This window comes from Pseudomonas sp. GXZC (genome assembly GCF_026967615.1).
Classification (GTDB): Bacteria; Pseudomonadota; Gammaproteobacteria; order Pseudomonadales; family Pseudomonadaceae; genus Aquipseudomonas; species Aquipseudomonas azotoformans_A.
In genome coordinates this window covers 44,307-68,072 of record NZ_CP114115.1, presented here as the reverse complement: position 1 = coordinate 68,072, position 23,766 = coordinate 44,307, and the positions used below count along the sequence as shown (strand labels likewise).

Genomic DNA, 23,766 nt, shown 5'->3' with positions numbered 1-23,766 from the left:
AGCTTGTTGGATGAAAAAACTACTGGTTGCTTTCGCCGCCGTTGCCGCGTTTTCCGCCCACGCCGAGACCATCACGGTCGCTGCTTCGCCGGTGCCTCATGCGGAAATCCTGGAATTCGTGAAACCTGCCCTCGCCAAAGAAGGCGTAGACCTGCAGGTCAAAGTCTTCACCGACTACGTGCAGCCGAACGTACAAGTCGCTGAAAAGCGCTTGGACGCCAACTTCTTCCAGCACCAGCCGTACCTGGATGAGTTCAACAAGGCCAAGGGCACTCACCTGGTGAGCGTTGGCGCTGTGCACCTGGAACCTCTGGGCGCCTACTCCAGCAAGTACAAGAAGCTGGACGAGCTGCCAAGCGGCGCCAACGTGGTCATCCCGAACGATGCCACCAACGGCGGCCGCGCCCTGTTGCTGCTGGCCAAGAACGGCCTGATCACCCTGAAGGACCCGACCAACATCCTGTCGACCATCAAGGACATCACCGCCAACCCTAAAGGCCTGAAATTCCGCGAACTGGAAGCCGCGACCCTGCCGCGTGTGCTGACCCAGGTCGACCTGGCGCTGATCAACACCAACTACGCGCTGGAAGCCAAGCTGGACCCGTCCAAGGATGCGCTGGTCATCGAAGGCAGCGACTCGCCTTACGTGAACATCCTGGTGACCCGCGAAGACAACAAAGACTCGGACGCCGTGAAGAAGCTGGTTGCAGCCCTGCACACGCCTGAAGTGAAGAAGTTCATCGAAGAGAAGTACAAAGGCGCGATCAAGCCGGCGTTCTGATCCACCGCTGAAACAACAAAACCCCCATCCGACCCGGTCGAATGGGGGTTTTGTTTATGGGCGCTGTAGCAATGCAGGCAACTGCGCCACCAGCTTCTGGTTGTTCAACGGCGCACGGATGAACCCGCGCTGGGTTCCATCCGGCCCGATCAGCGCCAAGTTGCCACTGTGGTCGACGGTGTAGTTGGGTTTGCTGGTATCGGCCGGAATGAACGGAATGCTCACCGCATTCGACACCTTCTGCACCTCCTCGGCATTGGCACCGGTCAACCCCACAAACTGCGGATCGAAGTAACCCAGGTACTGCTTGAGCTGTGTCGGCGTGTCGCGATGCGGATCGACGCTGACCAAGATCACCTGCAACTTATCCACAACCTCCTTGGGCAATTCGCTCTTGATCTGGCGCAGCTGGGCGAGGGTGGTCGGGCAGATGTCCGGGCAGAAGGTGTAGCCGAAGAACAACAGGCTCCACTTGCCTTTCAATTCGTTGACCACCACCGGCTGGCCTTCCTGATTGGTCATGGTCACCGGCGGCAACTGACGGCTTTGCGGCAACAGGATGATGCCGGCGTCGATCAAGGCGGTGGGATCGCCCTGGCCTTTGCCCGAGAGCACTTTGTTGACGGTCAGGCCCATGATCAATGCCACCAGGGCCACCAGGATGAAGACAGTTTTTTGAGTTCGAGTCATAGGTTCAACAGTAGGTAGTGGTCGAGGAGCAGCGCGATAAACAGCAGCAGCAAGTACCAGATAGAGTACTTGAAGGTGTTGATCGCCGCGTGCGGCCGACCGCCACGGTACAACACCCAGGCCCATTGCAGAAAGCGCCCGCCCAATACCAGTGCGCACGCAAGGTAGAGCAGGCCGCTCATGTGGATCACATAGGGCATCAGGCTCACCGCCAGCAGGGCGAAGGTGTAGAGCAGGATGTGCACCTTGGTGTAATGCTCGCCGTGTGTCACCGGCAACATCGGGATATCGGCCTTGGCGTATTCCTCCTTGCGGTGAATGGCCAGGGCCCAGAAGTGCGGCGGGGTCCAGGCGAAGATGATCAGCACCAGCAACAGGGGCTCTGCGCTGACATGCCCGGTGACGGCCACCCATCCCAACAGCGGCGGCGCCGCGCCGGCCAGGCCGCCAATGACGATATTCTGCGGCGTCGCCCGCTTGAGAAAACCGGTATAGATCACGGCGTAGCCGAGCAGCGAAGCCAAGGTCAGCCAGGCCGCCAGCGGGTTGGTGAACGCCAACAGCAGCGCCAATCCCGCAACAGCCAGAAACAATGCAAAGGCCAGCGCCGCCAGCGGCGATACACGCCCCTCTGCCAACGGCCGCTTGTGCGTGCGAGCCATTACGGCATCGATCCGTCGGTCCACCACGTGATTCACCGCCGCCGCGCCGCCCGCACACAGGGCTATCCCCAGGTTGCCGAACACCAGCACCGTCCATGGCACGCCCGCACGGGTTGCCAGGAACATCCCTACCAAGGAGGTGATGAGCATCAACACCACCACTTTCGGCTTGGTCAGCTCCAGGTAGTCACGCCAGATGGCTTGGCTGTGACGCGCGCCGATCAAGGTCGCCATGGCATCTCTCCTTTAAGGGTGATGAGGCCCGATACGTGTTTGCGTGGGATAAAGCGCCAGCCGAACGGCAGCTGGTTGCGCACCCGGACCAGGCTGGTACGGGCGTGGTAGTTGACCAGTACCAGCGTCAGCAACAAGGCCGCGCCGCCAGCGTTGTGCCCGACCGCCACCGGCAGCGGCAAGTGGAAATACACATTGCTCAGGCCCAGGCAGATTTGCGCGACCAGGGCGATCAGCAGCAAGCCGGCCAAGCGCGTCATGCCCACTGCACGCAGTTGCCAGGCCAGGCCCAGCAGCACCAGGCTGACGATGACGGCGCCAATGCGGTGGGTCAGGTGGATGGCCGTGCGCGCCTCGCTGTCCAGTTGCCCGCCCAAGTAATTGGGCCCGATGTGCTGGGTCAGATGAAAGCCATTGGCGAAATCTGCCGCCGGCCACCATTCGCCGTGGCACGTCGGCAGATCGATACAGGCCACCGCCGCGTAGTTGGAACTGACCCAGCCCCCCAGCGCGATCTGGCCGATCACCAGCACCAGGCCCGCCGTCGCCCAATATTGCAGGCGCTTGGGCACGATCAGCGCGGGCAATACGCCGGACAAGCGCAAGGTCAGCAGAAACAGCAGGCTCAAGGTCGCAAAGCCGCCCAATAAATGCCCCGTCACCACCTGCGGCCATAACTTCAATGTCACCGTCCACATGCCAAACGCCGCCTGGGCGAACACCACCGCCAGCAGGAACAGCGGCAACTTCACCGGCTGGCCTGGATCGCGCCGATGGCTCCACGAACGCGCGGCCAGCAACACGATCAACAAGCCCAGGGTGCCGGCGAAATAACGATGGGTCATCTCGGCCCAGCCCTTGTCGGCCTCCACCGGCGTATCGGGGAAATGCAGCTCGGCATGAGCCAACTGGGCTTCGGTCTTGGGCACGCTGATGAAGCCGTAGCAGCCCGGCCAATCCGGGCAACCCAGGCCGGCGTGGGTCAGGCGCGTATAGGCGCCGAGCAGCACGACGATCAGCGCCAGCAAGGTGGCAAACAACGCGAGGCGAAATCCAGGTTTGGCCATGACGATGCCCTTATCCGATGTTCGACAGTTTCAGCAGGTGGCGCAGGTCGTTGAGCAAATCCTTGCCCTTGACCTTGGCGTCGTAGCGCAACACCAGGTTGCCGTGGGGATCGACGATCCACAGTTGCGCATCACCCGGCGCGGCAGCGTCTTTGCTGAAGATCGACAAGTCCAGCGGGTAGCGTTGCAGCTGCGGGTATTCAATTTTCAGCTTGGCCTCGTACTCCGCGCTCACCGGCTGCGCGCTGGCCAAGGCATGGCTGGCGCGGGAGGCATCACGACCCAGGCTGATTTGCAGCTGGCGTGCGAGGTACACCAATTGCTGACAGTCCGCTGCACAGGCTGTGGGTGCGGTCACCAGCAGTTGCCAGCGCTGCTCATCGGCCTGTACGCCAATGTCGGCGCGGGTCTGGCCGTTGCCGATCATCTCGCCGTGGTAGCTGCGGCTTTCCGGCACCCAGAACTGCAGCTTGTACATAAAGGTGGCCAGCGCCATGGGCCCGATCACCATCATCAGGATCAGGATCAACTGCCAACGGCCTTTACGCCGGTCCGGTGCTTCAGACATGTTGAGTGGATTCGTGGCCGCTCCCATGGGGCTTCTCCTTTTTGTTGTGCCATCCGAGGTAGAGATAAAGCGCCAGCAACGCCAGCGACATGGCGAACCATTGCACGGCATACGCCAGGTGTTTTTCCGGGCCCATGGCGACGATCGGCCAGGTGGTTTCATAGGTGCCGGGGCCGGCTTCGGCCCGCAACTCATAGGCGAAACCGTTGCGACCCAACTCAGCCCAGAGCGCTGCTGGGTGCAAAGCCGTCAGCAAGCGTGGCCATTGCGCGGTCGCGGGGTCCGGGTGCAACTGGAAGGTTTCGCCGGGGGCGATGTACACCCAGGCATCGAGATTTACCGGCTGATCCGGCGTGGTGAAGGCGGGTGGCGTGCGCCGATCCGGCCAGGGCAGCCAACCGCGATTGAGCAACAGCCACAATCCACTGGCCTGGTCGTGGAAGGGTTGCAGCAGCTCTACGCCGGCCTTGCCGTCGCGCATGCGGTTGTCGAGGAATACGCTGTGTTCGGCGTCAAATTGGCCGCGCAGACGAACGCGGCGAAAGGCTGGGTCCGCCATGTCGTTAAGTTGCGTGCTGCTGATCGGCTCAGCCGCGCGCCGCTCGGCGTAACTGTCCACCAGCACCTGCTTTTCATGGCCGCGAGACAGTTGCCAGAACCCCAGACCCACCATCAACGGCAGCAGCACCAACACCACCAATGTCGGTGCGATTCCCGGCCGAAAGCATTTTATGGCGCTGGCTATACTTGTTTTCATTGCCCGCCCATCCCGTTGGAGCCCGACCATGCTCAAAGCCGCTATTGCCCTGATGCTGACCGCGACCGTCGTGAGCCTGTTCAGTGGCTTGGTCTTCCTGGTCAAGGACGAGGGCAACTCCAATCGCCTCGTCACTGCCTTGACCGTACGTGTCGTACTGGCCGTGATCACCGTGGCGCTGATCGCCTGGGGCTTTTTCAGCGGCCAACTGGTGTCTCATGCGCCGTGGTAAAGCGCCTCACAGCACATAGACGAAGAAAAACAGGCCGATCCACACCACATCCACAAAGTGCCAATACCAACTGGCCGCCTCGAAACCGAACTGGTGCTCGGCGTTGAAATGCCCCTTGAGGATGCGCATCAGCATCACGAACAGGATGATCGTGCCGATGGTGACGTGAGCGCCGTGGAACCCAGTGAGCATGAAGAACGTCGCGCCATACACCCCTGAGCCCAAAGTCAGGCCCAGTTCTTTATAGGCGTGGATGTACTCCTCGGCCTGAAACCCCAGGAACGCCAGACCCAGCAGCACGGTAATCGCCAGCCAGAGTTTCAGCGCACCACGATGGCCTTTACGCAGCGCGTGGTGGGCGACGGTGATGGTCACGCTGGAACTCACCAGCAGAATGGTGTTCACCAGCGGCAGGCCCCACGGGCTGATAGTGCCTTCCGGTGCCGGGTACATTTTCGGGTCGGGGTTATTCAGCAACGGCCAGGCAAACTCGAAGTTCGGCCATAACATGTGCGCTACGCCCTTTGAACCTTCACCCGCCAGCCAGGGCGCCGACATGTGGCGCACGTAAAACAGCGCACCGAAGAAGGCGATAAAGAACATCACCTCGGAAAAGATGAACCAGGTCATGCCCCAGCGGAACGAGCGGTCCATCTGCGAACTGTACAAACCGGCGCGGCTTTCCTTGATCACCGCGCCGAACCAGCCGAACAGCATGTAGGCCAGCAACAGCCCGCCGACGAAAAAGATCCACGGCCCGTGGGATTCCGCCCGCGCGGCCTTGAGGTCGTTGAACCACAGACCCAGCCCGTAAACCGTGATCAACAGGCCAAACGTGGCAATTATTGGCCATTTGCTTTGCGCTGGTACGTAGTACGTATCATGAGACGACATGTATTCGCTCTCCTGATTGAGGGGGCAAACAGTAGCTAGCCGCCGCTGTGGGCAGCCACCGGCGGTTGGCGCGCAGTGATATCAAACAGCGTGTACGCCAGGGTCAGATGCTTCACATCCTTGGGCATGTCGCGGTCGACAATGAAACGCACCGGCATCTCGATGCGCTGGCCCGGTTGCAACACTTGCTGGGTGAAGCAAAAGCACTCGGTCTTGTGGAAGTACATCGCCGCTTCGGCCGGGGAAATACTGGGCACGGCCTGGGCCGTCATCGGCTTGTCGGTGGGGTTGTGGGCCACGAACAGCATCTCGGTCACCGCGCCCGGATTGACCACCACTTCGTCAGCCTTGGCGTAAAAATCCCAGACCATGTCGATGGCGTTGGTGGACAAAAACTGCACACGCACCTGACGCGTTGGGTCGACGACCTGCTCGCCCTCGTACTGCCCGGCCGTCTTGCCGTTGATGCCGAACGCCTTGCACATCACGTCGTAGATCGGCACCAACGCAAAGCCAAAGGCGAACATCGCCACCACCAGAATCAGCAGGCGGGTGACCAGGCGCTTGGTGGGCACGGACTCAGCCATGGCAGCCTCCCGTCATCCTGTTCATTTGACCTCCGGCGGCGTGGTAAAGGTGTGGTATGGCGCCGGTGACGGGACGCTCCACTCCAGGCCTTCAGCGCCATCCCACGGTTTGGCGGGTGCCGGCGGGCCGCCACGGATGCACTTGATCACAATGAACAGGAAGAAGATCTGCGTGGCGCCAAACATGAACGCGCCAATCGAAGAAACCATGTTGAAGTCGGCGAACTGCAGGTTGTAGTCCGGCACCCGGCGCGGCATGCCCGCCAGCCCGACGAAGTGCATTGGGAAAAACGCCATGTTCATGCCCACGAAGGACAGCCAGAAGTGCAGTTTGCCCAGGGTTTCGTCGTACATGTGGCCGGTCCATTTCGGCAGCCAGTAGTAGGCTGAGGCGAAGATGCCGAAGATCGCGCCGGGCACCAGTACGTAATGGAAATGCGCCACCACGAAATAGGTGTCGTGGTACTGGAAGTCCGCCGGGGCGATCGCGAGCATCAGCCCGGAAAAGCCGCCGATGGTGAACAAGATCACAAAGGCCACGGCAAACAGCATCGGCGTCTCGAAGGTCAGCGAGCCTTGCCACATGGTGCTGACCCAGTTGAACACCTTCACCCCCGTGGGCACGGCGATCAGCAGCGTCGCGTACATGAAGAACAACTCGCCCACCAGCGGAATGCCCACCACGAACATGTGGTGCGCCCACACGATGAACGACAAAAACGCGATGCTCGCCGTGGCGTAGACCATCGAGGTGTAGCCGAACAGCGGCTTGCGCGAGAAGGTCGGGATGATCGAGCTGACGGCGCCGAAGGCCGGCAGAATCATGATGTACACCTCAGGATGGCCGAAGAACCAGAACACGTGCTGAAACAGCACCGGGTCACCACCGCCAGCCGCACTGAAGAAGCTGGTGCCGAAGTGGATGTCCATCAGCATCATGGTCACGCAACCCGCCAGTACCGGCATCACCGCGATCAGCAGGAACGCGGTGATCAGCCACGTCCACACGAACAGCGGCATTTTCATCAAGGTCATGCCCGGCGCACGCAGGTTGAGAATGGTGGCGACCACGTTGATCGCGCCCATGATCGAACTGATGCCCATCAGATGGATCGCGAAGATGAAGAACGTCACGCTTTCCGGGGCATAGGTGGTGGATAGCGGCGCGTAGAAGGTCCAGCCGAAGTTCGGCCCGCCACCAGGCGTGAACAGCGTCGAGACCAGCAGCAGGAACGCTGCCGGCAACAGCCAGAAGCTGAAGTTGTTCATGCGCGGCAGGGCCATGTCGGGCGCGCCGATCATCAGCGGGATCATCCAGTTGGCCAGGCCGACGAACGCCGGCATCACCGCGCCGAACACCATGATCAACCCGTGCATGGTGGTCATCTGGTTGAAGAAGGCCGGCTGCACAATCTGCAGGCCGGGCTGGAACAACTCGGCGCGGATGACCATGGCAAACGAGCCGCCGAGCAGGAACATGGCAAAGGCGAACCACAGGTACATGGTGCCGATGTCTTTGTGGTTGGTGGTCAGCACCCAGCGCATCAACCCCTTGGCGGGGCCGTGGGCATGGTCGGCGTGACCATGGTCATCGATCACAGCGCTCATGGCCGTTCTCCTGCAAGCGGGTGGGCGGGGCGGGTCGAGGTAAACGCCTTGAGAGAGGTCATTTGCTTTCCGCCTGCTTGATGGCCAGCACGTCTTTAGGCGTGACCATGTCGCCTTTGTTGTTGCCCCAGGCATTGCGCTCGTAGGTCACCACGGCGGCGATATCCACTTCGGAGAGCTGCTTGCCGAAGGCCGCCATCGCGGTGCCGGGCTTGCCGTGGTAGACAATGCTCAGGTGGTCAGCCGCAGGGCCGGTGGCAATCTTCGAGCCCTTGAGCGCCGGGAACATCGGCGGCAGGCCCTGGCCTTCGGCCTGGTGACAGGCCACGCAGGTGGTGTGGTAGACCTTGTCGCCACGGGCCACCAGCTCTTCCAGCGTCCACTCTTTGGAGGTCAGCTCCTTGAGCTTGGCGGCCTCTTCCTTGCGCTCACCCAGCCAGGTCTCGTAGTCGGCCTTGGACTTGACCTCGACCACAATGGGCATGAAGCCGTGGTCCTTGCCGCACAGTTCGGCGCATTGGCCACGGTAGATGCCGGGTTTCTCAACGCGGGTCCAGGCCTCATTGACGAACCCGGGAATGGCGTCGCGCTTGACCGCAAAGGCCGGCACCCACCAGGAGTGGATCACGTCGGCGGCCGTTACCAGAAAGCGCACCTTGGCGCCCACCGGCAACACTAGCGGCTGGTCGACTTCCAATAGGTAGTGTTCGCCCTTGGTGGCCTGGTTATGGATCTGTTCGGCGGGCGTGGCCAGGTTGCTGAAGAACTCCACGTCCTGGCCCAGGTATTTGTAATGCCACTTCCACTGGTAGCCGGTGACCTGGATATCGATATCCGACTCACTGCTGTCGTAGATATTGATCAGGGTCTTGGTGGCCGGAATGGCCATCGCGATCAGGATCAGCAAGGGCACGACGGTCCAGAGTATTTCCACGGTGGTGCTCTCGTGGAACTTGGCTGCGACCTGGCCCGTGGACCGGCGATGAACGATCATCGACCAGAACATCGCGCCAAACACGATGATGCCGATCACCACACAGATCCAGAAAATGGTCATGTGCAGGTCGAACACAGCGTGACTGACTTCTGTCGCCCCTGGCGCCATATTCGTTGTCCAGGCGGCATGTGCCTGGCCGAATACTGACCACAACAGAAGGCCCATCCAAACGTGTGGATGTCGCATCATTGCGGGTTCCCCTTATCGTTCTTGTTATCCCGCCGGTTTGCACCTGCGTCGAAGGGAGCGGCTTCCATACTGCTTACAACCGCCTGGCCTTGCCTGCTTATGCAGTCTGGCGTCATCAGCTAATCGCGTACAAATCCGAGTATAGACAGGCTCTGCAACCCCGCAATGTGTAGGGGCAAATGAGTCAAAATGTCCGGTCAGGGCTAATAAAACCGGGGGCGGAATCGTTTATCCGACGAACGATGGCAATTCGATATAACGCGGGCGCATAACCATGAAATAATTATGACAAATGCGTCTTAGGCGCTCGTATAAACGAGCTACCTTATCCTCTCCCTTTTCCTACGCCTGCATCACTGGAGCTTTCATGAACACCGCCGCATTGCGCGAGCAGATTTCCCGTGCCCATCAACACGAAGCCAGCACGGGCCAGCTTGCCCAGCAACTGGAAAAACAATTGCCGCACCTGCATTCGGCCATTTCCCTGGCTGACGGTGATCGCAACATTGTCATGACCCGCTTTGTCAGCGCCTACATCGACCTCGTCCCGGATTTGCTGGACGCCGCCAACGACGTGGCCCGCGAAGCCGGAATCGAAAGCCAGATCAAACCGGTGCTGAAGATTGCCGAGCATTTCTTCCTGCAACCGCCCGCGATCCTGGCCGGCCACGAAGGCCTCGACGGGCTGCTGGACGAGGCCTACCTGGCGCATCGATTGGTTGAAGAGGTGAATGATCTGTATATCAAGCACTTTGGCCAGCCGTTGATTCCGGCAGATACCACGGTGGCCAATGTCATCGCCCACCAACTGATTGGCGAAACCTTCGCCAATCAGTTGGATGAAGCGGTGCACCACGCGGTGGATGAAATGCTCAACGAAGACAGCTTTGCGCTGGAGTCGGTGGAGGCATATCGCGAGACGCTTAAAAGCCCGGACACGGAAGCGGCGTGGAAGCGCTGGCCGTGCCTGTCGCGGCAGCTGGGGGTTGAGCTGGCGTTGGATCAGCCGGCCTGACGTCCGAGCTAGAGACAGAACCCATGTGGGAGCCGGGTTTGCCCGGCTCCCACAGGGTTGCTCGGTGGTTCAAGCTGGCGCGGAGCCTATCCCCGTCGTCGTCCTGACCCGACCTTCCAACCTTCGCTTCAACCCGCGCGCCTCGATCACCAGCGTCGAGCCCTTGGCAGCATTGGCCCGCCCCCATTCCTCCAGCAGCTCCAGGCAGGAATGGTCGATGTAGCTCAAGTTGCTCAACGGCACATGCAGGATGGTCCCTTCAGGCACCGTCGACAGCACCTGGGTGAGCGCCGGCACTTTCAAGAAGGTCGCCGCGCCTGTCAGACGCAGTTCCATTTCACCCTCTTTAGGCAAATCGATCAGGCTCACTTTCAGGCGTGACGCCTTGAACGCCAGCTTGACCAACGTCAACCCGAAGCCCACCAGCACACCGGTGAGCAGGTCGGTAAAGATGATCGCCAACGCCGTGGCCGCATAGGTAAACATCGGCATCCGTCCATAGCGCCCCAGCGCCTTGAACGCCTTGATGTCCACCAGCTTGATCCCGGTGTACACCAACACACCCGCCAGGCTCGCCACCGGAATGCTTTGCAGCACACTCGACAGCAACAGCACGAACGCCAGCAGCCACAGGCCGTGGAACATCGCCGACAAACGCGTGGTCGCACCGGCCTGCACGTTGGCCGAGCTGCGCACGATCACACCGGTCATCGGCAAGGCGCCGACCAGGCCACAGAGCATGTTGCCTACACCCTGGGCGGACAATTCCTTATCGAAATCAGAACGCTGACCGCTGTGCATGCGGTCGACCGCCGCAGCGGAAAGCAGGGTTTCAGCACTCGCGATAAATGCTACGGCAAAAGCGGCGATCAGCAGTTGCGGATCGGCCAGGTTCAGCAAGTCACTGGGGCGCAGCCAGTCGATAGCGTCAGCGAGATTTTCCGGGACTTCCACGCGCTTGACCGAAAGCGCCAGCACCAGGCTGACCCCAGTGGTCAGACCCACACCCAACAAGGCGCCCGGCACAAAACGCAGGCGTTGCGGGCGCAATTTGTCCCAGGCGTACATCACCAGCATGGTCGACAACCCCAGCAATCCCGCCTGCCACCCCAGGCCGCCACCCAAGGTTGGGATCGCCTCGGCCAACGCCGCCGGGAACCTCGCCAGGTTATCCAGCCCGGAAGGCTTGGGCGCGCCGTCGAGCATCACGTGAATCTGGGACAGCACAATCAGCACGCCAATCCCCGCTAGCATGCCGTACACCACCGCCGGCGCCGTGACGCGGAACCAGCAGCCCAGGCGCAACCGCCCGGCCACCAATTGCAGGAAGCCCGCCAACAACAAGATTGGGCCCAGCATCAGCATGCCGTGCTGACGCACCAGCTCGAACACCAACACCGCCAGGCCAGCCGCAGGGCCACTGACCTGCAGCGGCGAGCCTGCCAGCCAACCCACCACCAGGCCACCGATGATCCCGGTGATCAGACCTTTTGCCGGCGGCATGCCAGAGGCAATCGCGATCCCCATGCACAACGGCAGGGCGACCAGAAACACAACCACCGAGGCGAGCAGCTCCCGTGGCAATACAGCTTTCAATTGAGCAGCACGCATGATGACTCTCCCGAGGCATTCGCCGGGCGCGGCAAAGCCTGGCTGCGTCCATGGCAGCCACCGCTTTACCCGGCAGGGAAGTGTTTTAGAAGCGCGCTTTAGGCGTCGCGGAAGGAATCGGCCCGTCGCCGCTCAACGAGCGGAACGCTGACTGGTCCGCATCGTAGGCCCGGATTTCACTGGTCTCGATGTTGTAGATCCAGCCATGGATAAACAAATGACCATTGGCCATGCGCGAAGCCACGGAAGGGTGGGTGCGCAAATGTTGCAGCTGGGCGATGACGTTTTCTTCGGTCAACACCTTCATGCTCTCGCCTTCGTTGGCGCAGTCACAGTTGTCTTCAACCATGGACTTGGCAACTTCGGCATGCCGCAACCAGGCCCTGACTGTTGGCATCTTCTCCAGGCTGGCGGGGTTGAGCACCGCACGCATGGCGCCGCAATCGGAGTGCCCGCAGACGATGATGTGCTGCACGCCCAAGGCCAGCACCGCGTATTCGATGGCCGTGGACACACCGCCGTTCATCTGGCCGTACGGCGGCACCACGTTACCGACGTTACGCGTCACAAACAGGTCGCCAGGCGAGCTCTGGGTGATCAGCTCGGGCACGATGCGCGAGTCGGCGCACGTGATGAACATCGCCCGTGGGCTCTGGGCCGTGGCGAGTTTCTTGAACAGTTCTTCCTGCTGGGGGAAGACGTCGTGATGGAAATGCAAAAAGCCGTCAACGATATGCTTAAGCGCTGCATCGGCGGTTTCCGCCACCTGAGGGGCTGAAGCCGACGCAGCCAACGGCTGTTTATCCTGGTCACTCATGGTTCATCCTCTTGATTAATGCAGGGGAGCTTTCAGGTCAGTTCGACGCCGGGTCGGGAGAACAGTTGCAAACGCCTCAAAACCGGGCCGCCGACTCATCAGTCACTCGCTGAACAAGGTAACCGTCGAAACTTAACTCAAACTGAATGAACCGCTCTAGATCGCGGGTTTCAGTGATGTCAAAGTGAGACCATTCCTACAAGAAAGGCAAACCTTTCCTCTTCAGTCTACAACAAAGCCATCTGTCTGCCCGGCGGGCAAAAGGCCGTGCAGTCCAGATTGAAACCTTCCCGTCGATCAAGCCCCAGGCGCTTGATCGCCTTGCTGAAGCGCTGAGCTAGCAAATCGGCAAACGGCCCTTCACCGCGCATGCGTACGCCAAAACGGCTGTCATACACCTCACCGCCACGCACCTGGCGCACCAGGCTCATCACATGAGCCGCCCGTTGCGGGTAATGCGCCGCCAGCCACTCCTCGAACAGCGGCGCCACCTCCAGAGGCAGGCGTAGCATCATGTAAGCCGCGCTTTGTGCGCCCGCAGCGTGGGCCTCGGTCAGCAGGCTCTCCAATTCGCTGTCGTTGATCATCGGGATCATCGGCGAACACAGCACGCCCACCGGGATCCCCGCCTCACGCATCACCCGAATCGCCCGCAACCGTGCCTTCGGCGCTGCCGTGCGCGGCTCCAGGATGCGCTTGAGCTCATCGTCCAGGCTGGTGAGGCTGATCATCACCGCCACCAATCGCTGGCGCGCCAACTCGGTGAGCAAATCAAGATCACGCAGAATCAGCGAGCCCTTGGTGATGATGGTCACCGGATGCCGATAACGCAGCAGCACTTCGAGGGTTTGCCGGGTAATCCTGTACTCACGCTCGATCGGCTGGTACGGGTCGGTATTGGAACCCAGGTTGATCGGCGCGCACACGTAACCCGGCTTCGAAAGCTGCTGCTCCAGCACGTCCGCGGCATTGGTCTTGGCGATCAGTTTGGTTTCGAAATCCAACCCCGGCGACATGTCCCAATAGGCATGACTGGGCCGCGCATAGCAGTAGATGCAGCCATGCTCACAGCCACGGTAGGGATTGATGGAGCGATCGAACGGCAAGTCCGGCGAGTTATTGCGGGTGATGATGCTCTTGGCCGTCTCGATACGCACTTCGGTGCCCTGGGTCGGAGGCACTTCCTGAAACCAGCCATCGTCCTCGGCCACGCTCACCGTAGGCGCAAAGCGGTTATGCAGGTTGGTGGCCGTGCCCCGGCCACGGGGCGGCAGAGGAGTAGACATGAAAGCGCCTCGATACTGTTTTTATATACAGTATCGAGGCGAGAGGGTTCTGACCAGTGCCGTTTGGCGGTCAGGCAAGCCTCAGTGCTTCTGCGTCACTTGCCCCAGGTCATCACCGGAGGTAGTGCGCATGTCGTTGTGGCGCAGGTCCTTCACATCGCTGGCCTTCACCGGCGCGCCCTGATTGCCCCAGCTGCCACGGATAAAACTGACCACATCCGCCACTTCCTGGTCCGACAACCGCCAGGCGAACGCCGGCATGGTGAAGGTCGACGGTGCCGTGTGCGTCGCCGGCAAGGTGCCGCCGTTCAACACGATGTTGATCAACGACGTGGCATCCGCCGTCTGCAACACCGGGTTGCCCGCCAGCGCCGGGAACACCCGCGTGTAGCCATGGCCATCGGTACGGTGGCAGGCCGCGCAGTTGTCGATATACACCGAGGCGCCGCGCTGGCTGTCATCGCCTTTCCACAATGCCTCGGCCACTTGCTTGTCGTACTGGTGCGGCTGATCCTTGGGATCCACCGCCGGCAGGCTCTTGAGGTAACGGGCGATAGCCGTCAGGTCATTTTCCGACATGTACTGCATGCTGTGGACGACCACGTCGCTCATGCCACCAAACACCGCGCTGCGGTCACTGCGGCCGGTCTTGAGGAACTGCACCAGTTGTTCCTCGCTCCAGCTGCCGAGACCATCCTTGTGGTCACCACGCAGGCTCTTCGCGATCCAGCCTTCCAGCGGCGCGCTGCCAGATAGGAACGCGTTGCCGTCAGTGGCACTCAGGGATTTTTCCTGCATGGTCAAAGCCCGTGGCGTGTGGCACGCACCGCAATGGCCAAGGCCTTCCACCAGGTAGGCGCCCCGGCTGATCACCGGGTCGGCCGCGGCTTGAGCCTGATGCTCCTCGACTGAAGGCGCAAACATCCAGCGCCATGCCGCCAACGGCCAGCGCATGCTCAGGGGCCATGGAATGTCGCTGTCCTTGTTCTCCTGGGCGACGGGCTCGACACCTTTCATGAAGTACGCATACAACGCCTGCATGTCGCTGTCGCTGACACGCGCATAAGACGGGTAGGGCATCGCCGGGTAAAGCGTACTACCGCTCTTGGCGATGCCATGGCGCACGGCCTTGTCGAAGTCCTCGAAGCTGTAGTCGCCCAGGCCGGTCTTGTCCGGGGTGATGTTGGTGGAATAGATCACGCCAATCGGGGTTTCCATTGGCAGGCCGCCAGCAAAGGGTTTACCACCTTTGGCAGTGTGGCAAGCCACGCAGTCACCCGCGCGGGCCAGGTATTCACCTTGCTTGATCAAGTCCGTTTCAGCGGCGCTGACAGAGCAGCTGCTGAAAAGCGCGAAGGTCGCGATAACAAGTGCTTTCATGGTCATCGCTCCTTATGCCTGAACCAGTGGGCCGGGGTTTTTCAGGTACTGCTCGCGGATGGCCCGCGCCGACCAATAGGTCAACGCCGCCACCAGCCCTGTAGGGTTGTAGCCCAAGCCTTGTGGGAAAGCGGATGCGCCTGGGACAAACACGTTGTGTACATCCCAGCACTGCAGATAGCGATTCAACGCACTGGTTTTCGGGTCGGTACCCATGATCGCGCCACCGTTCAAGTGGGTGGTCTGGTACGACGCCGTGTTGAAGTGCTCGCCGACTTTTTTGCCGAGCACGGCAATGGCCTTGGGGTTCATCGCCTCCGCAACCTTGCCCATTTTCTCGACCATGAAGCGGTTCATCTTGATGTCGTTTTCCTGCCAGTCGAATGTCATCCGCAGCAACGGCTGGCCGTAGGCATCACGGTACACCGGGTCCAGATCCAGGTAGTTACCCCGGTAGGACTGATGGGCACCGTGGGCGTCCATCGACACTTGGTGGGTGTAGTAATCGGCGGTGGCGCGCTTCCACGCGCTGCCCCAGGCGGGGGTGCCCGGCGGGTTGGACGTACCGGCAATCGGCCGGCTGCCGGCCTGGTTGACCCACATCGGCGAACCGCCCACAAAGCCATGGGGCCCGTGATCAAAGTTGTCGGCGTTGAAGTCATCGATGGCCACGCCATTGCCGCCCGCGCCGATGAAGTTGTTGGTGTGGGTGTCCTTGTCGAAGAACGCCTTGATGGTCGCCATGTTCTGGTAGGCGAAGTTCCTGCCCACCACGCCCTCGTTGGTGATCGGGTCGTAGGGCTTGCCGATACCGGAGAGCAGCATCAAGCGCACGTTGTGGAACTGGAACGCGCCGAGGATCACCAGATCCGCCGGTTGCTCGCATTCCCGGCCCTGGGCGTCGATGTACGTCACGCCAGTGGCCTTGCTCTTAGTGCTGTCGAGGTTGACCTTGAGCACGTGGGAGTTGGGCCGCAGCTCAAAGTTCGGCACCTGGCGTAGCGCTGGCAGGATGTTCACGTTCGGCGAGGCTTTGGAATACATGTAGCAGACGTAGCCGCTGCAAAAACCGCAGAAGTTGCACGGGCCCATCTGAGCGCCGTAGGGGTTGGTGTAAGGCCCCGAGGTATTGGCTGATGGCAGGTTGTAGGGTTTGTAACCCACATCGCTAGCCGCTTTCTGAAACAGCTGTGCGGAGACGGTGTTTTTCTGCGACTCCAGCGGGAACGGGTTGGAACGGTCCGGCGCGTACGGGTTGCCGCCACGGCCTTCGCCAACCAGTTGGCCTTTCACTGTCCAGGCTTGCCCAGAAGTGCCGAAGACTTTTTCTGCGTAGTCGAAGAACGGCTCCAGCTCTTCGTAGCTCACGCCAAAGTCCTGGATGGTCATGTCCTTGGGAATGAAGTTTTTACCGTAGCGTTCTTCATAATGGCTGCGCATGCGCAACTCGATCGGGTCGACACGGAAATGCACGCCCGACCAGTGCAGGCCCGCGCCGCCCACGCCATTGCCCGGCAGGAACGCCCCCAACTGACGATTGGGCAGGGCGACGTCATTCACGCTATGACGAATGGTCACCGTCTCCTTGGAGATATCCTGGAAGAGTTTCTTACGCACGCTGTAGGTCAATTCGTCGATGACCTGGGGATAGTTGCCGTCCGGATAAGTGTCCTGCATCGGGCCGCGCTCCAGCGCTACCACGTTGAGGCCGGCTTCCGTCAGCTCCTTGGCCATGATCGCGCCGGTCCAACCAAAACCTACGATCACTGCATCGACTTTCTTCATGATGGTCGCCACGTTTATGCCCTCTCGCCGCGGATGGAAACTGCCGGGAAGGGGTATTGCTCGTTGCGTTCAACCCAGTCCATGAAGTCGGCGCGGGCGCCGGGGAAACCGATCATGGTCCAGCCGACCATGCCTTTGTTGCCACCGTGGATCGGGTCGCAGAAGAAGCCTTCCTTGGTGTTTTGCAACAGCAGGTTGAAGAACATCTTGGGCGGCACCGCCTCGAAATGCGCTGTCACCTCACCGCCGCCAGCCTCCAGACGGCGCAACATATCGTCTCGGGTAGCGCTGTCTTGCGCAGCAAAAACTTTGCCGTTGAAGGCTTTCGACCAAGCATCCGTCGCGGCAATGCCCAAACGATAGATCTCCTTGGGCACCAATTTGCTCTGCCAGCCCATCTCCGGCGGCGCATCCGCGTTGAACGGACCTTGCATGAACCACAGGGCACCGCTGGCGTATGGCGTGTTCATCTGGCGGTCGATGTATTCCGGCGCACCCGCTTCCAGGGCACCTGGACCTTGGGCATCGGCGGGGATCAGCTGCGCAACAGCGGCGTTGATAAACGCCCATTCCTCGGCAGTGAAATACGTGGGCTCGTAGGCCTTTTCGCTGGCCGCAGGCTTGACCGGCGCGGCTTGGACCGGCTCAGGCGCGGCCATCAGCATCGAGCCACCAAGGCCAGTGCTGGCAACCGTGACCACCGGGATCAAGGTCAAGGATTTGCGCAGAAAGTCACGCCGGGGGTTGTCTTGATCTTGATCAGACATGGTGGCACCTCATCATGTGGTCACGGGTTTATCGGCCGGCTTCTGGTGAGCGGCTTGGCTTTTTTCGGCAATCAATAGTTACAAATGATAGCAGGCTATGCATCGGGAGACGCGCTTCAGCGACTAAAGACTGAGGATTCACGGTTCTTTGACGGCGTCCTCACACTTCATTGACCCCCCTTGGACCAACCTGAGCGGCATTCACCTATCTCCTGCCCGGTCATGTCACCCATGCTCAAGAATCAATGGCTGCCAGCCTTCGGCCTCGCGTTCATCGCGCTGTTCTCCAGCGCTTTCGCTCAAGCCGACGAGCCCATCTCCATCCGTTCCCCCGAGTGGGCACAACCGGTGGGCACTCAATACAACCTTCACCAGATGACACCGACGCTCTATCGCAGCGGGTTACCCGACAGCACCGCAGCGCCGCTGCTGGAAAAGCTCAAGATTGGCACCGTGATCAATTTCCTGCCGGAATCCGATGCCGACTGGCTCAAATCGCCTGATATCCGCCAGGTACAGCTGACTTATCGCACCAACCATGTCGATGATTCCGACGTACTGGCGGCCCTGAGAGCCATCCAGGAAGCCGAAGCCAACGGCCCGGTGCTGATGCATTGCAAGCACGGCTCTGACCGCACCGGCCTGATGGCGGCGATGTATCGGGTGGTGATTCAGGGGTGGAGCAAGGAAGATGCGCTGAACGAGATGACCTTGGGCGGCTTCGGCACCAGCAATGGCTTCAAGGACGGTGTTCGCTACATGATGAGGGCCGATGTCGACAAATTGCGTACAGCCTTGGCGAATGGCGATTGCAGCACGAGTGCGTTTGCACTGTGCTCGATGAAAAGCTGGCTGAATCCGGCGAAGGATGAAGCAACAGAAGAAAAAACCGCGCTGGTGGTGACCCCCTGAGATCGGCTCCCAGGGGGTAACAGGGTCAGTCTTTTTTCAGCTTCGGATTAGGAAAGAACTGCACCGCCTGCACCTTGGGGTCCGCCGGCGCTTTCAACGCAGAAGTATTCACCCGCGTGCCCAATTCCTTGGGCACCGACAGCCCCTGGTCATTCAGCGTGTCGGTATAGCCGCAAGCCACGCACTCGCGATGGGGCACGTTGTCTTCGGTCCACATCTTCAACTTGTCCGGCTCGCTGCACGCCGGGCAGACCGCCCCGGCGATAAATTGCTTTTTGGTAATCACAGGCCCTTCACTCATGCTGCCGCGTCCTCACTCAGGCCGCTGTGGCGCAAGAGTGCGTCAATCGACGGCGCACGTCCGCGGAAGTCGACGAACAGCACCATCGGTTCCTGGGAACCGCCACGCGCCAGGATCGCCTCGCGGAAGGCGCGGCCGGTCTCAGCGTTGAGTACGCCCTCTTCTTCAAACTTGGAGAAGGCATCCGCCGACAACACTTCAGCCCACTTGTAGCTGTAGTAACCCGCCGCGTAACCGCCTGCGAAGATGTGCGCGAAGCTGTTGGGGAAACGGTTGTAGGCCGGCGGACGCATCACCGACACCTCATCGCGTACGCCTTCGAGCACCTGGGCCACGCTGCGGCCATCACCGTGGGTGGCATGCAGTTCGAAGTCGAACAGCGAGAACTCCAGCTGACGCACCATCATCAAGCCGGATTGGAAGTTCTTGGCCGCGAGCATTTTTTCCAGCAAGTCCTGGGGCAGTGGTTCGCCGCTCTCGTAGTGACCGGAAATCAACGCCAAGCCCTCTGGCTCCCAGCACCAGTTCTCCATGAACTGGCTCGGCAGCTCCACCGCATCCCACGCCACGCCGTTGATACCGGACACGCCAGCATGTTCAACACGGGTCAGCAGGTGATGCAGGCCGTGGCCGAATTCGTGGAACAGCGTGGTCACTTCATCGTGGGTCAGCAGGGCAGGCTTGCCGCTGTCGGCCGGGGTGAAGTTGCACACCAGGTTGGCCACCGGGCTTTGCAGTACGCCGTCGATTTTGCGGCGACGGTCGCGCGCGCCGTCCATCCACGCGCCGCCACGCTTGTTGGCGCGGGCGTACAAGTCGAAGAAGAAGCGGCCGACGTGCTGGCCGTTTTCCTTGATTTCAAACAGGCGGACATCCGGGTGCCAGGTGTCGAAGCCTTTTTGCTCGGCGATCTCGATGCCATACAGGCGTTGCACAATGGCAAACAGGCCGGTCAACACTTTGTCGATCGGGAAGTAGGCGCGCAGGGCCTCCTGGGACACGCTGTAGCGTTGCTCGCGAAGTTTTTCGCCGTAGAAACCGCTGTCCCAGCTTTGCAGGTCGGCGCAGCCTTGTTCGGCGGCGTAGGCCTTGAGCTGCTGCAGGTCCTGGGCGGCAAACGGCTTGCTGCGCTTGGCCAGGTCGCGCAGGAAGCTCAGCACCTGGTCGCTGGACTCAGCCATTTTGGTGGCCAGGCTCAGTTCGGAGAACGACGCATAACCCAGCAGCTTGGCCAACTCCTGACGCAGGTCAAGGATCTGTTCCATCACCGGGCCGTTATCGTTCTGACCGGCATTCGGGCCTTGGTCCGACGCACGGGTGCAGTAGGCCGCGTAGACTTCTTCACGCAGGGCGCGGTCCTGGGCGTAGGTCATCACCGCGTAGTAGCTTGGGAATTCCAGGGTGATCAGCCAGCCGTCGAGGCTTTTGGCCTGGGCGGCGGCGGCCATTTGCGCCTTGGCCGAATCGGTCAGGCCGGCGAGGGTGGCTTCATCGGTGACGTGTTTGGTCCAGGCCTGGGTGGCGTCCAGCAACTGGTTGGAAAATTTGCTGCCCAGCTCGGATAGCTTGCTCTGCACTTCGGCGTAGCGTTTTTGCTGCTCCGGCGGCAGATCGATACCCGACAAGCGGAAGTCACGCAGGGAGTGTTCCAGGATGGTTTTTTGCGCCACGTCGAAACCGGCGGCTTCCGGGCTGTTGGCCAGGGCTTCGAAGGCCTGGAACAGTGCACGGTTCTGGCCCATCTCGGTGGAGTAGGCGCTCAACGCCGGCAGGCAGCCTTCGTAGGCTTCGCGCAGTTCGGCGCTGTTGCAGACGGCGTTGAGGTGGCTGACCGGGCTCCAGGCGGCGCCCAGGCGATCATTCAACTCGTCCATGGCCAGGACCAGACCGGCCCACGTCGGATTTTTTCCCTGGCTTTGCAGGATACCTTCGATGGCGACACGGTTGTCGGCGAGGATCTGTTCGATGGCCGGCTGGACGTGCTCGGCACGGATCGCCGAGAACGGCGGCAGGTCGTAGGACTGCAGAAGCGGGTTATTCGCGCTCACGGTTGGCACCTTGGCTGAAGAAACTGATAAGACAAAGATGGGGCCATCTTAATTACAATCAACACCCACCGCAGCTATCAGCAGAAGAGAGAGAGGCTATCGTGACCCTTCGCACCTATCAGAACCACACGCCGGCCCTGGGCGCCGGGGCTTTTGTCGATATTTCGGCGGTGGTGATCGGCGATGTCGAAATCGGCGCCGACAGCTCGGTCTGGCCGCTGACCGTGATCCGCGGCGACATGCACCGCATCCGCATCGGTGCGCGCACCAGCGTGCAGGATGGCTGCGTGCTGCACATCACCCACGCAGGGCCCTTCAATCCGGAGGGCTTCCCGTTGCTGATCGGTGACGATGTGACCATCGCCCACAAAGTCATGCTGCATGGCTGCACCGTGGGCAGCCGCATCCTGATCGGCATGGGCAGCATCGTCATGGACGGCGCGGTGGTGGAAGACGACGTGATCATCGGCGCCGGCAGCCTGGTGCCGCCAGGCAAGAAACTCGACAGCGGCTTCTTGTACGTGGGCAGCCCGGTTAAACAAGTCCGCCCGCTGACTGACAAGGAGCGCGCCTTTTTCACCTACAGCGCCGCGAACTACGTGAAGCTCAAAGACCTGCACCTGGCTGAAGGATTCGACCGATGACCCTGCATTATCAAACCGTGCTGTTCGACCTGGACGGTACCCTCACTGACCCGCGCGAAGGCATTACCCGCTCGATCCAATATGCCCTCGGCAAACTGGGGATCGACGAGCCGGACCTGACCAAGCTGGAGCACTTCATCGGCCCGCCGTTGCTGCAAGCGTTCATGCAATTTTACGGTTTTGATGAAGCCAAGGCCTGGGAGGCAGTGAATTTCTACCGCGAGCGCTTCAAGGTGACTGGCCTGTATGAGAACCGCGTGTTCGACGGTGTGATGCCGTTGCTGGAGGACTTGAGCGGGCAGGGGCGCCAACTCTACGTCGCCACCTCCAAGCCTTGGGTATTCGCCCGCGAGATCGCGCGGCACTTCGATTTCGCCAAGCACTTCAAGGTGATCTACGGCAGCGAACTGGACGGTACGCGCACCAACAAGGTCGAACTGATCGCCCACTTGATGAGCGAGGAAGGCCTGGACCCGGCTACCACCCTGATGATTGGTGACCGCAAGCATGACCTGATCGGCGCGCGCAGCAACGGGTTGGATTCGGCAGCGGTGGGGTATGGGTTTGGCAGTTTTGAAGAGCTGAATGCCGAGGCGCCGACTTGGCATTTTGAAACATTGGGTGAGATGCATCAGGCGTTTTTGCAGCGGCCTTAAAAGCTATCGCAGGCAAGCCAGCTCCCACAGTTGAACGCATTCTCATGTTGAAAATCGGTCAACTGTGGGAGCTGGCTTGCCTGCGAAGTGGCCCTAAAGGCCACCCCCTTGCAACTGCCTCAACCCCGCCTTGCGCTGCACCACTGGCAACCCGCCCATCGTCTCCACCGCCTTATAAAACCTCACCCAATCCCCACCTTCCCGCGCAAACAACGCCGCAAACGCCGGCACCCACTGGTCATACAGCCCGAACGGCAACAACCGCGCGTTGTTCATCGGCTGGTTGATCCACGCGTCATAACGCTTATCCCCGCCCCACTGGCTGTCGCGCAGTTGCCGGTACTCGCTGCGCAAACGCTCGAACTCGGCCGCCTTGGCCTGGCGCATCGCATCAGCGGCCAGCGGTTGGGCATAGAGTTTTTCCAAGCGTTGCCGGGTGTCGAGGACCAGTTGGATAAACTGGTCACGCTGCTTCGACGTCGACAGGCTCTGTGGCGGCAACCCCCGCGCAGCACGCCATTGCCGCGTGCCTTCTTGCTCGACGAAATTGGCAAACGACTCGTTGAACTCGGTGTCGTCCTTCACATAGAAACGTTGGTGCGCCAGCTCATGGAAAATCAACGTGGCCAGGCGCTCATCGCCCCAGCTCATCATCGAATTCATGATCGGGTCGTTGAACCAGCCCAAGGTGGAATAGGCCTCGACGCCACCGATCGACACATCCATGCCGCGCTGTTTCAACAACGCCGCCTCACCGCGCGCCGCACCCTGGTTGTAGTAGCCGCGATAGGCCACACAACCGGCAATGGGGAAGCAATGGGTTTCGGGGGACAGGGAAAATTCCTGCGTGGCAAAGACATTCCAGACCACATAGGGCCGACCGATATCGGCATACAACCTGTAGCTCTGGTTGTCCGGCAGGTGCAAATGCTCACTGGCGAACGTGCGTGCTTTTTGTGATTGCGTCAGGTGTTCGCGTAACAGCTGTGGGCGGGACGGGTCGGCCATAACCTGCGCCACCGGCTCCCGGGCCCGCAGCAATTGCCATTGGCCGCTGGCCAACTGGCTGTAATAACTGACACTGGAGCAGCCGCTGAGCAGCAAGACCATCACCCCTGGAAGAAAACGCCTGACCATGCCCCGACCGCTCCTGGGTAATTTGCTCGCCAGACTATCGCGCCTGTGCGGAATTTTTCCATGGCTCGACGTGTTTATACTCATAGGAAGTCTGCCGCCGGAGCAGCAGGCTCAATTCTATCTTCCCGTTGAGTGCCTGCC

General features: G+C 60.7%; 24 protein-coding genes. 6 read left to right on the top strand and 18 right to left on the bottom strand.

Annotated elements, in window-relative coordinates; genetic code table 11:
• Positions 1-10 precede the first annotated feature (10 nt).
• Positions 11-781 (top strand): MetQ/NlpA family ABC transporter substrate-binding protein, encoded by a 771-nt coding sequence (locus OZ428_RS00340; protein WP_269132412.1) that lies wholly within the window; start codon positions 11-13, stop codon positions 779-781.
• Between the two features lie 54 nt (positions 782-835).
• Here the strand turns inward: OZ428_RS00340 and OZ428_RS00335 are convergent, their stop codons facing one another.
• Genes OZ428_RS00335 through OZ428_RS00315 form a run of 5 tightly spaced genes read right to left on the bottom strand, consistent with a single transcriptional unit; the run spans position 836 to position 4,759 of the window.
• The gene (locus OZ428_RS00335) at positions 836-1,471 is read right to left on the bottom strand and encodes an SCO family protein (protein ID WP_269132411.1); all 636 of its coding nucleotides are present in this window, start codon (positions 1,469-1,471) and stop codon (positions 836-838) included.
• Positions 1,468-2,367 (bottom strand): heme o synthase, encoded by a 900-nt coding sequence (cyoE, locus tag OZ428_RS00330; RefSeq protein ID WP_177112243.1) that lies wholly within the window; start codon positions 2,365-2,367, stop codon positions 1,468-1,470. The genes OZ428_RS00335 and cyoE overlap by 4 nt, the downstream gene beginning before the upstream one ends.
• A complete protein-coding gene (locus tag OZ428_RS00325) occupies positions 2,355-3,434 on the bottom strand; it encodes a COX15/CtaA family protein (protein ID WP_269132410.1) in 1,080 nt (359 codons plus the stop codon). Before OZ428_RS00325 ends, cyoE begins: the two co-directional genes overlap by 13 nt.
• Before the next feature lie 10 nt (positions 3,435-3,444).
• Positions 3,445-4,029, bottom strand: a complete 585-nt coding sequence (locus OZ428_RS00320; protein ID WP_269132409.1) for a hypothetical protein — start codon at positions 4,027-4,029, stop codon at positions 3,445-3,447.
• Entirely contained in the window at positions 3,995-4,759 is a 765-nt protein-coding gene (locus OZ428_RS00315; protein WP_269132408.1) for an SURF1 family protein, read from the bottom strand. The genes OZ428_RS00320 and OZ428_RS00315 overlap by 35 nt, the downstream gene beginning before the upstream one ends.
• A 28-nt stretch (positions 4,760-4,787) precedes the next feature.
• Here OZ428_RS00315 and OZ428_RS00310 point away from each other — a divergent pair, with 28 nt between their 5' ends.
• Positions 4,788-4,991: a twin transmembrane helix small protein gene (locus OZ428_RS00310; RefSeq protein ID WP_269132407.1), complete on the top strand. Its 204-nt coding sequence runs from the start codon at positions 4,788-4,790 to the stop codon at positions 4,989-4,991.
• A gap of 6 nt (positions 4,992-4,997) precedes the next feature.
• Here OZ428_RS00310 and OZ428_RS00305 read toward each other — a convergent pair whose 3' ends face one another.
• From OZ428_RS00305 to coxB, 4 genes are read right to left on the bottom strand one after another with little or no spacing between them, the layout of a single operon-like run.
• On the bottom strand, positions 4,998-5,885 hold the full coding sequence (locus OZ428_RS00305; RefSeq protein WP_269132406.1) for a cytochrome c oxidase subunit 3: 888 nt from the start codon (positions 5,883-5,885) through the stop codon (positions 4,998-5,000).
• A 35-nt stretch (positions 5,886-5,920) separates the two neighbouring features.
• Positions 5,921-6,472, bottom strand: a complete 552-nt coding sequence (locus tag OZ428_RS00300) for a cytochrome c oxidase assembly protein (RefSeq protein ID WP_269132405.1) — start codon at positions 6,470-6,472, stop codon at positions 5,921-5,923.
• A gap of 21 nt (positions 6,473-6,493) precedes the next feature.
• Positions 6,494-8,080 (bottom strand): cytochrome c oxidase subunit I, encoded by a 1,587-nt coding sequence (gene ctaD, locus OZ428_RS00295; protein WP_033899208.1) that lies wholly within the window; start codon positions 8,078-8,080, stop codon positions 6,494-6,496.
• A 58-nt stretch (positions 8,081-8,138) separates the two neighbouring features.
• Complete coding sequence (gene coxB / locus OZ428_RS00290; protein ID WP_033899206.1) at positions 8,139-9,266, bottom strand: cytochrome c oxidase subunit II; 1,128 nt, start codon at positions 9,264-9,266, stop codon at positions 8,139-8,141.
• Positions 9,267-9,633: 367 nt separating this feature from the next.
• On the opposite strand from coxB, the gene OZ428_RS00285 reads away from it, so the two are divergent.
• Positions 9,634-10,281: a hypothetical protein gene (locus OZ428_RS00285; protein ID WP_269132404.1), complete on the top strand. Its 648-nt coding sequence runs from the start codon at positions 9,634-9,636 to the stop codon at positions 10,279-10,281.
• 69 nt (positions 10,282-10,350) lie between these two features.
• Here OZ428_RS00285 and OZ428_RS00280 read toward each other — a convergent pair whose 3' ends face one another.
• The 6 genes from OZ428_RS00280 to OZ428_RS00255 all read right to left on the bottom strand — a co-directional run bounded on the left by OZ428_RS00280 (position 10,351) and on the right by OZ428_RS00255 (position 17,927).
• Positions 10,351-11,892, bottom strand: coding sequence for a SulP family inorganic anion transporter (locus OZ428_RS00280; RefSeq protein WP_269132403.1), 1,542 nt, complete (start codon positions 11,890-11,892; stop codon positions 10,351-10,353).
• A gap of 85 nt (positions 11,893-11,977) precedes the next feature.
• Positions 11,978-12,709: a carbonic anhydrase gene (locus tag OZ428_RS00275; RefSeq protein ID WP_033899200.1), complete on the bottom strand. Its 732-nt coding sequence runs from the start codon at positions 12,707-12,709 to the stop codon at positions 11,978-11,980.
• Between the two features lie 227 nt (positions 12,710-12,936).
• Positions 12,937-13,995, bottom strand: coding sequence for a PA0069 family radical SAM protein (locus OZ428_RS00270; protein WP_038851104.1), 1,059 nt, complete (start codon positions 13,993-13,995; stop codon positions 12,937-12,939).
• 81 nt (positions 13,996-14,076) lie between these two features.
• Positions 14,077-15,375 (bottom strand): cytochrome c, encoded by a 1,299-nt coding sequence (locus OZ428_RS00265; RefSeq protein ID WP_269132402.1) that lies wholly within the window; start codon positions 15,373-15,375, stop codon positions 14,077-14,079.
• Positions 15,376-15,387: 12 nt separating this feature from the next.
• Positions 15,388-17,172: a GMC family oxidoreductase gene (locus tag OZ428_RS00260; RefSeq protein WP_038851101.1), complete on the bottom strand. Its 1,785-nt coding sequence runs from the start codon at positions 17,170-17,172 to the stop codon at positions 15,388-15,390.
• 2 nt (positions 17,173-17,174) lie between these two features.
• Positions 17,175-17,927, bottom strand: a complete 753-nt coding sequence (locus OZ428_RS00255) for a gluconate 2-dehydrogenase subunit 3 family protein (RefSeq protein ID WP_269132401.1) — start codon at positions 17,925-17,927, stop codon at positions 17,175-17,177.
• 231 nt (positions 17,928-18,158) lie between these two features.
• Here OZ428_RS00255 and OZ428_RS00250 point away from each other — a divergent pair, with 231 nt between their 5' ends.
• On the top strand, positions 18,159-18,839 hold the full coding sequence (locus OZ428_RS00250) for a phosphatase domain-containing protein (protein WP_269132400.1): 681 nt from the start codon (positions 18,159-18,161) through the stop codon (positions 18,837-18,839).
• A 25-nt stretch (positions 18,840-18,864) separates the two neighbouring features.
• Here the strand turns inward: OZ428_RS00250 and OZ428_RS00245 are convergent, their stop codons facing one another.
• Positions 18,865-19,140: a YheV family putative zinc ribbon protein gene (locus tag OZ428_RS00245; RefSeq protein ID WP_010207776.1), complete on the bottom strand. Its 276-nt coding sequence runs from the start codon at positions 19,138-19,140 to the stop codon at positions 18,865-18,867.
• Entirely contained in the window at positions 19,137-21,188 is a 2,052-nt protein-coding gene (gene prlC / locus OZ428_RS00240; RefSeq protein ID WP_269132399.1) for an oligopeptidase A, read from the bottom strand. The genes OZ428_RS00245 and prlC overlap by 4 nt, the downstream gene beginning before the upstream one ends.
• Before the next feature lie 101 nt (positions 21,189-21,289).
• Here prlC and OZ428_RS00235 point away from each other — a divergent pair, with 101 nt between their 5' ends.
• Positions 21,290-21,832: a gamma carbonic anhydrase family protein gene (locus OZ428_RS00235; protein ID WP_269132398.1), complete on the top strand. Its 543-nt coding sequence runs from the start codon at positions 21,290-21,292 to the stop codon at positions 21,830-21,832.
• A complete protein-coding gene (locus OZ428_RS00230; RefSeq protein ID WP_033900415.1) occupies positions 21,829-22,488 on the top strand; it encodes an HAD family hydrolase in 660 nt (219 codons plus the stop codon). The genes OZ428_RS00235 and OZ428_RS00230 overlap by 4 nt, the downstream gene beginning before the upstream one ends.
• 93 nt (positions 22,489-22,581) lie before the next feature.
• Here OZ428_RS00230 and OZ428_RS00225 read toward each other — a convergent pair whose 3' ends face one another.
• Positions 22,582-23,625 (bottom strand): aminopeptidase, encoded by a 1,044-nt coding sequence (locus OZ428_RS00225; RefSeq protein ID WP_269132397.1) that lies wholly within the window; start codon positions 23,623-23,625, stop codon positions 22,582-22,584.
• Between the last annotated feature and the right edge of the window lie 141 nt (positions 23,626-23,766).

Bases quoted from the DNA above. Each gene is read 5' to 3' on its own strand.
- OZ428_RS00245 (WP_010207776.1), bottom strand. From the start codon at position 19,140: ATGAGTGAAGGGCCTGTGATTACCAAAAAGCAATTTATCGCCGGGGCG.
- OZ428_RS00230 (WP_033900415.1), top strand. From the start codon at position 21,829: ATGACCCTGCATTATCAAACCGTGCTGTTCGACCTGGACGGTACCCTC.
- OZ428_RS00225 (WP_269132397.1), bottom strand. From the start codon at position 23,625: ATGGTCAGGCGTTTTCTTCCAGGGGTGATGGTCTTGCTGCTCAGCGGC.
- OZ428_RS00250 (WP_269132400.1), top strand. From the start codon at position 18,159: ATGCTCAAGAATCAATGGCTGCCAGCCTTCGGCCTCGCGTTCATCGCG.
- OZ428_RS00320 (WP_269132409.1), bottom strand. From the start codon at position 4,029: ATGGGAGCGGCCACGAATCCACTCAACATGTCTGAAGCACCGGACCGG.
- OZ428_RS00340 (WP_269132412.1), top strand. From the start codon at position 11: ATGAAAAAACTACTGGTTGCTTTCGCCGCCGTTGCCGCGTTTTCCGCC.
- OZ428_RS00275 (WP_033899200.1), bottom strand. From the start codon at position 12,709: ATGAGTGACCAGGATAAACAGCCGTTGGCTGCGTCGGCTTCAGCCCCT.
- OZ428_RS00265 (WP_269132402.1), bottom strand. From the start codon at position 15,375: ATGAAAGCACTTGTTATCGCGACCTTCGCGCTTTTCAGCAGCTGCTCT.
- OZ428_RS00285 (WP_269132404.1), top strand. From the start codon at position 9,634: ATGAACACCGCCGCATTGCGCGAGCAGATTTCCCGTGCCCATCAACAC.
- OZ428_RS00325 (WP_269132410.1), bottom strand. From the start codon at position 3,434: ATGGCCAAACCTGGATTTCGCCTCGCGTTGTTTGCCACCTTGCTGGCG.
- OZ428_RS00300 (WP_269132405.1), bottom strand. From the start codon at position 6,472: ATGGCTGAGTCCGTGCCCACCAAGCGCCTGGTCACCCGCCTGCTGATT.
- OZ428_RS00255 (WP_269132401.1), bottom strand. From the start codon at position 17,927: ATGTCTGATCAAGATCAAGACAACCCCCGGCGTGACTTTCTGCGCAAA.
- OZ428_RS00270 (WP_038851104.1), bottom strand. From the start codon at position 13,995: ATGTCTACTCCTCTGCCGCCCCGTGGCCGGGGCACGGCCACCAACCTG.
- OZ428_RS00315 (WP_269132408.1), bottom strand. From the start codon at position 4,759: ATGAAAACAAGTATAGCCAGCGCCATAAAATGCTTTCGGCCGGGAATC.
- OZ428_RS00280 (WP_269132403.1), bottom strand. From the start codon at position 11,892: ATGCGTGCTGCTCAATTGAAAGCTGTATTGCCACGGGAGCTGCTCGCC.
- OZ428_RS00335 (WP_269132411.1), bottom strand. From the start codon at position 1,471: ATGACTCGAACTCAAAAAACTGTCTTCATCCTGGTGGCCCTGGTGGCA.
- OZ428_RS00310 (WP_269132407.1), top strand. From the start codon at position 4,788: ATGCTCAAAGCCGCTATTGCCCTGATGCTGACCGCGACCGTCGTGAGC.
- coxB (WP_033899206.1), bottom strand. From the start codon at position 9,266: ATGATGCGACATCCACACGTTTGGATGGGCCTTCTGTTGTGGTCAGTA.
- cyoE (WP_177112243.1), bottom strand. From the start codon at position 2,367: ATGGCGACCTTGATCGGCGCGCGTCACAGCCAAGCCATCTGGCGTGAC.
- OZ428_RS00305 (WP_269132406.1), bottom strand. From the start codon at position 5,885: ATGTCGTCTCATGATACGTACTACGTACCAGCGCAAAGCAAATGGCCA.
- ctaD (WP_033899208.1), bottom strand. From the start codon at position 8,080: ATGAGCGCTGTGATCGATGACCATGGTCACGCCGACCATGCCCACGGC.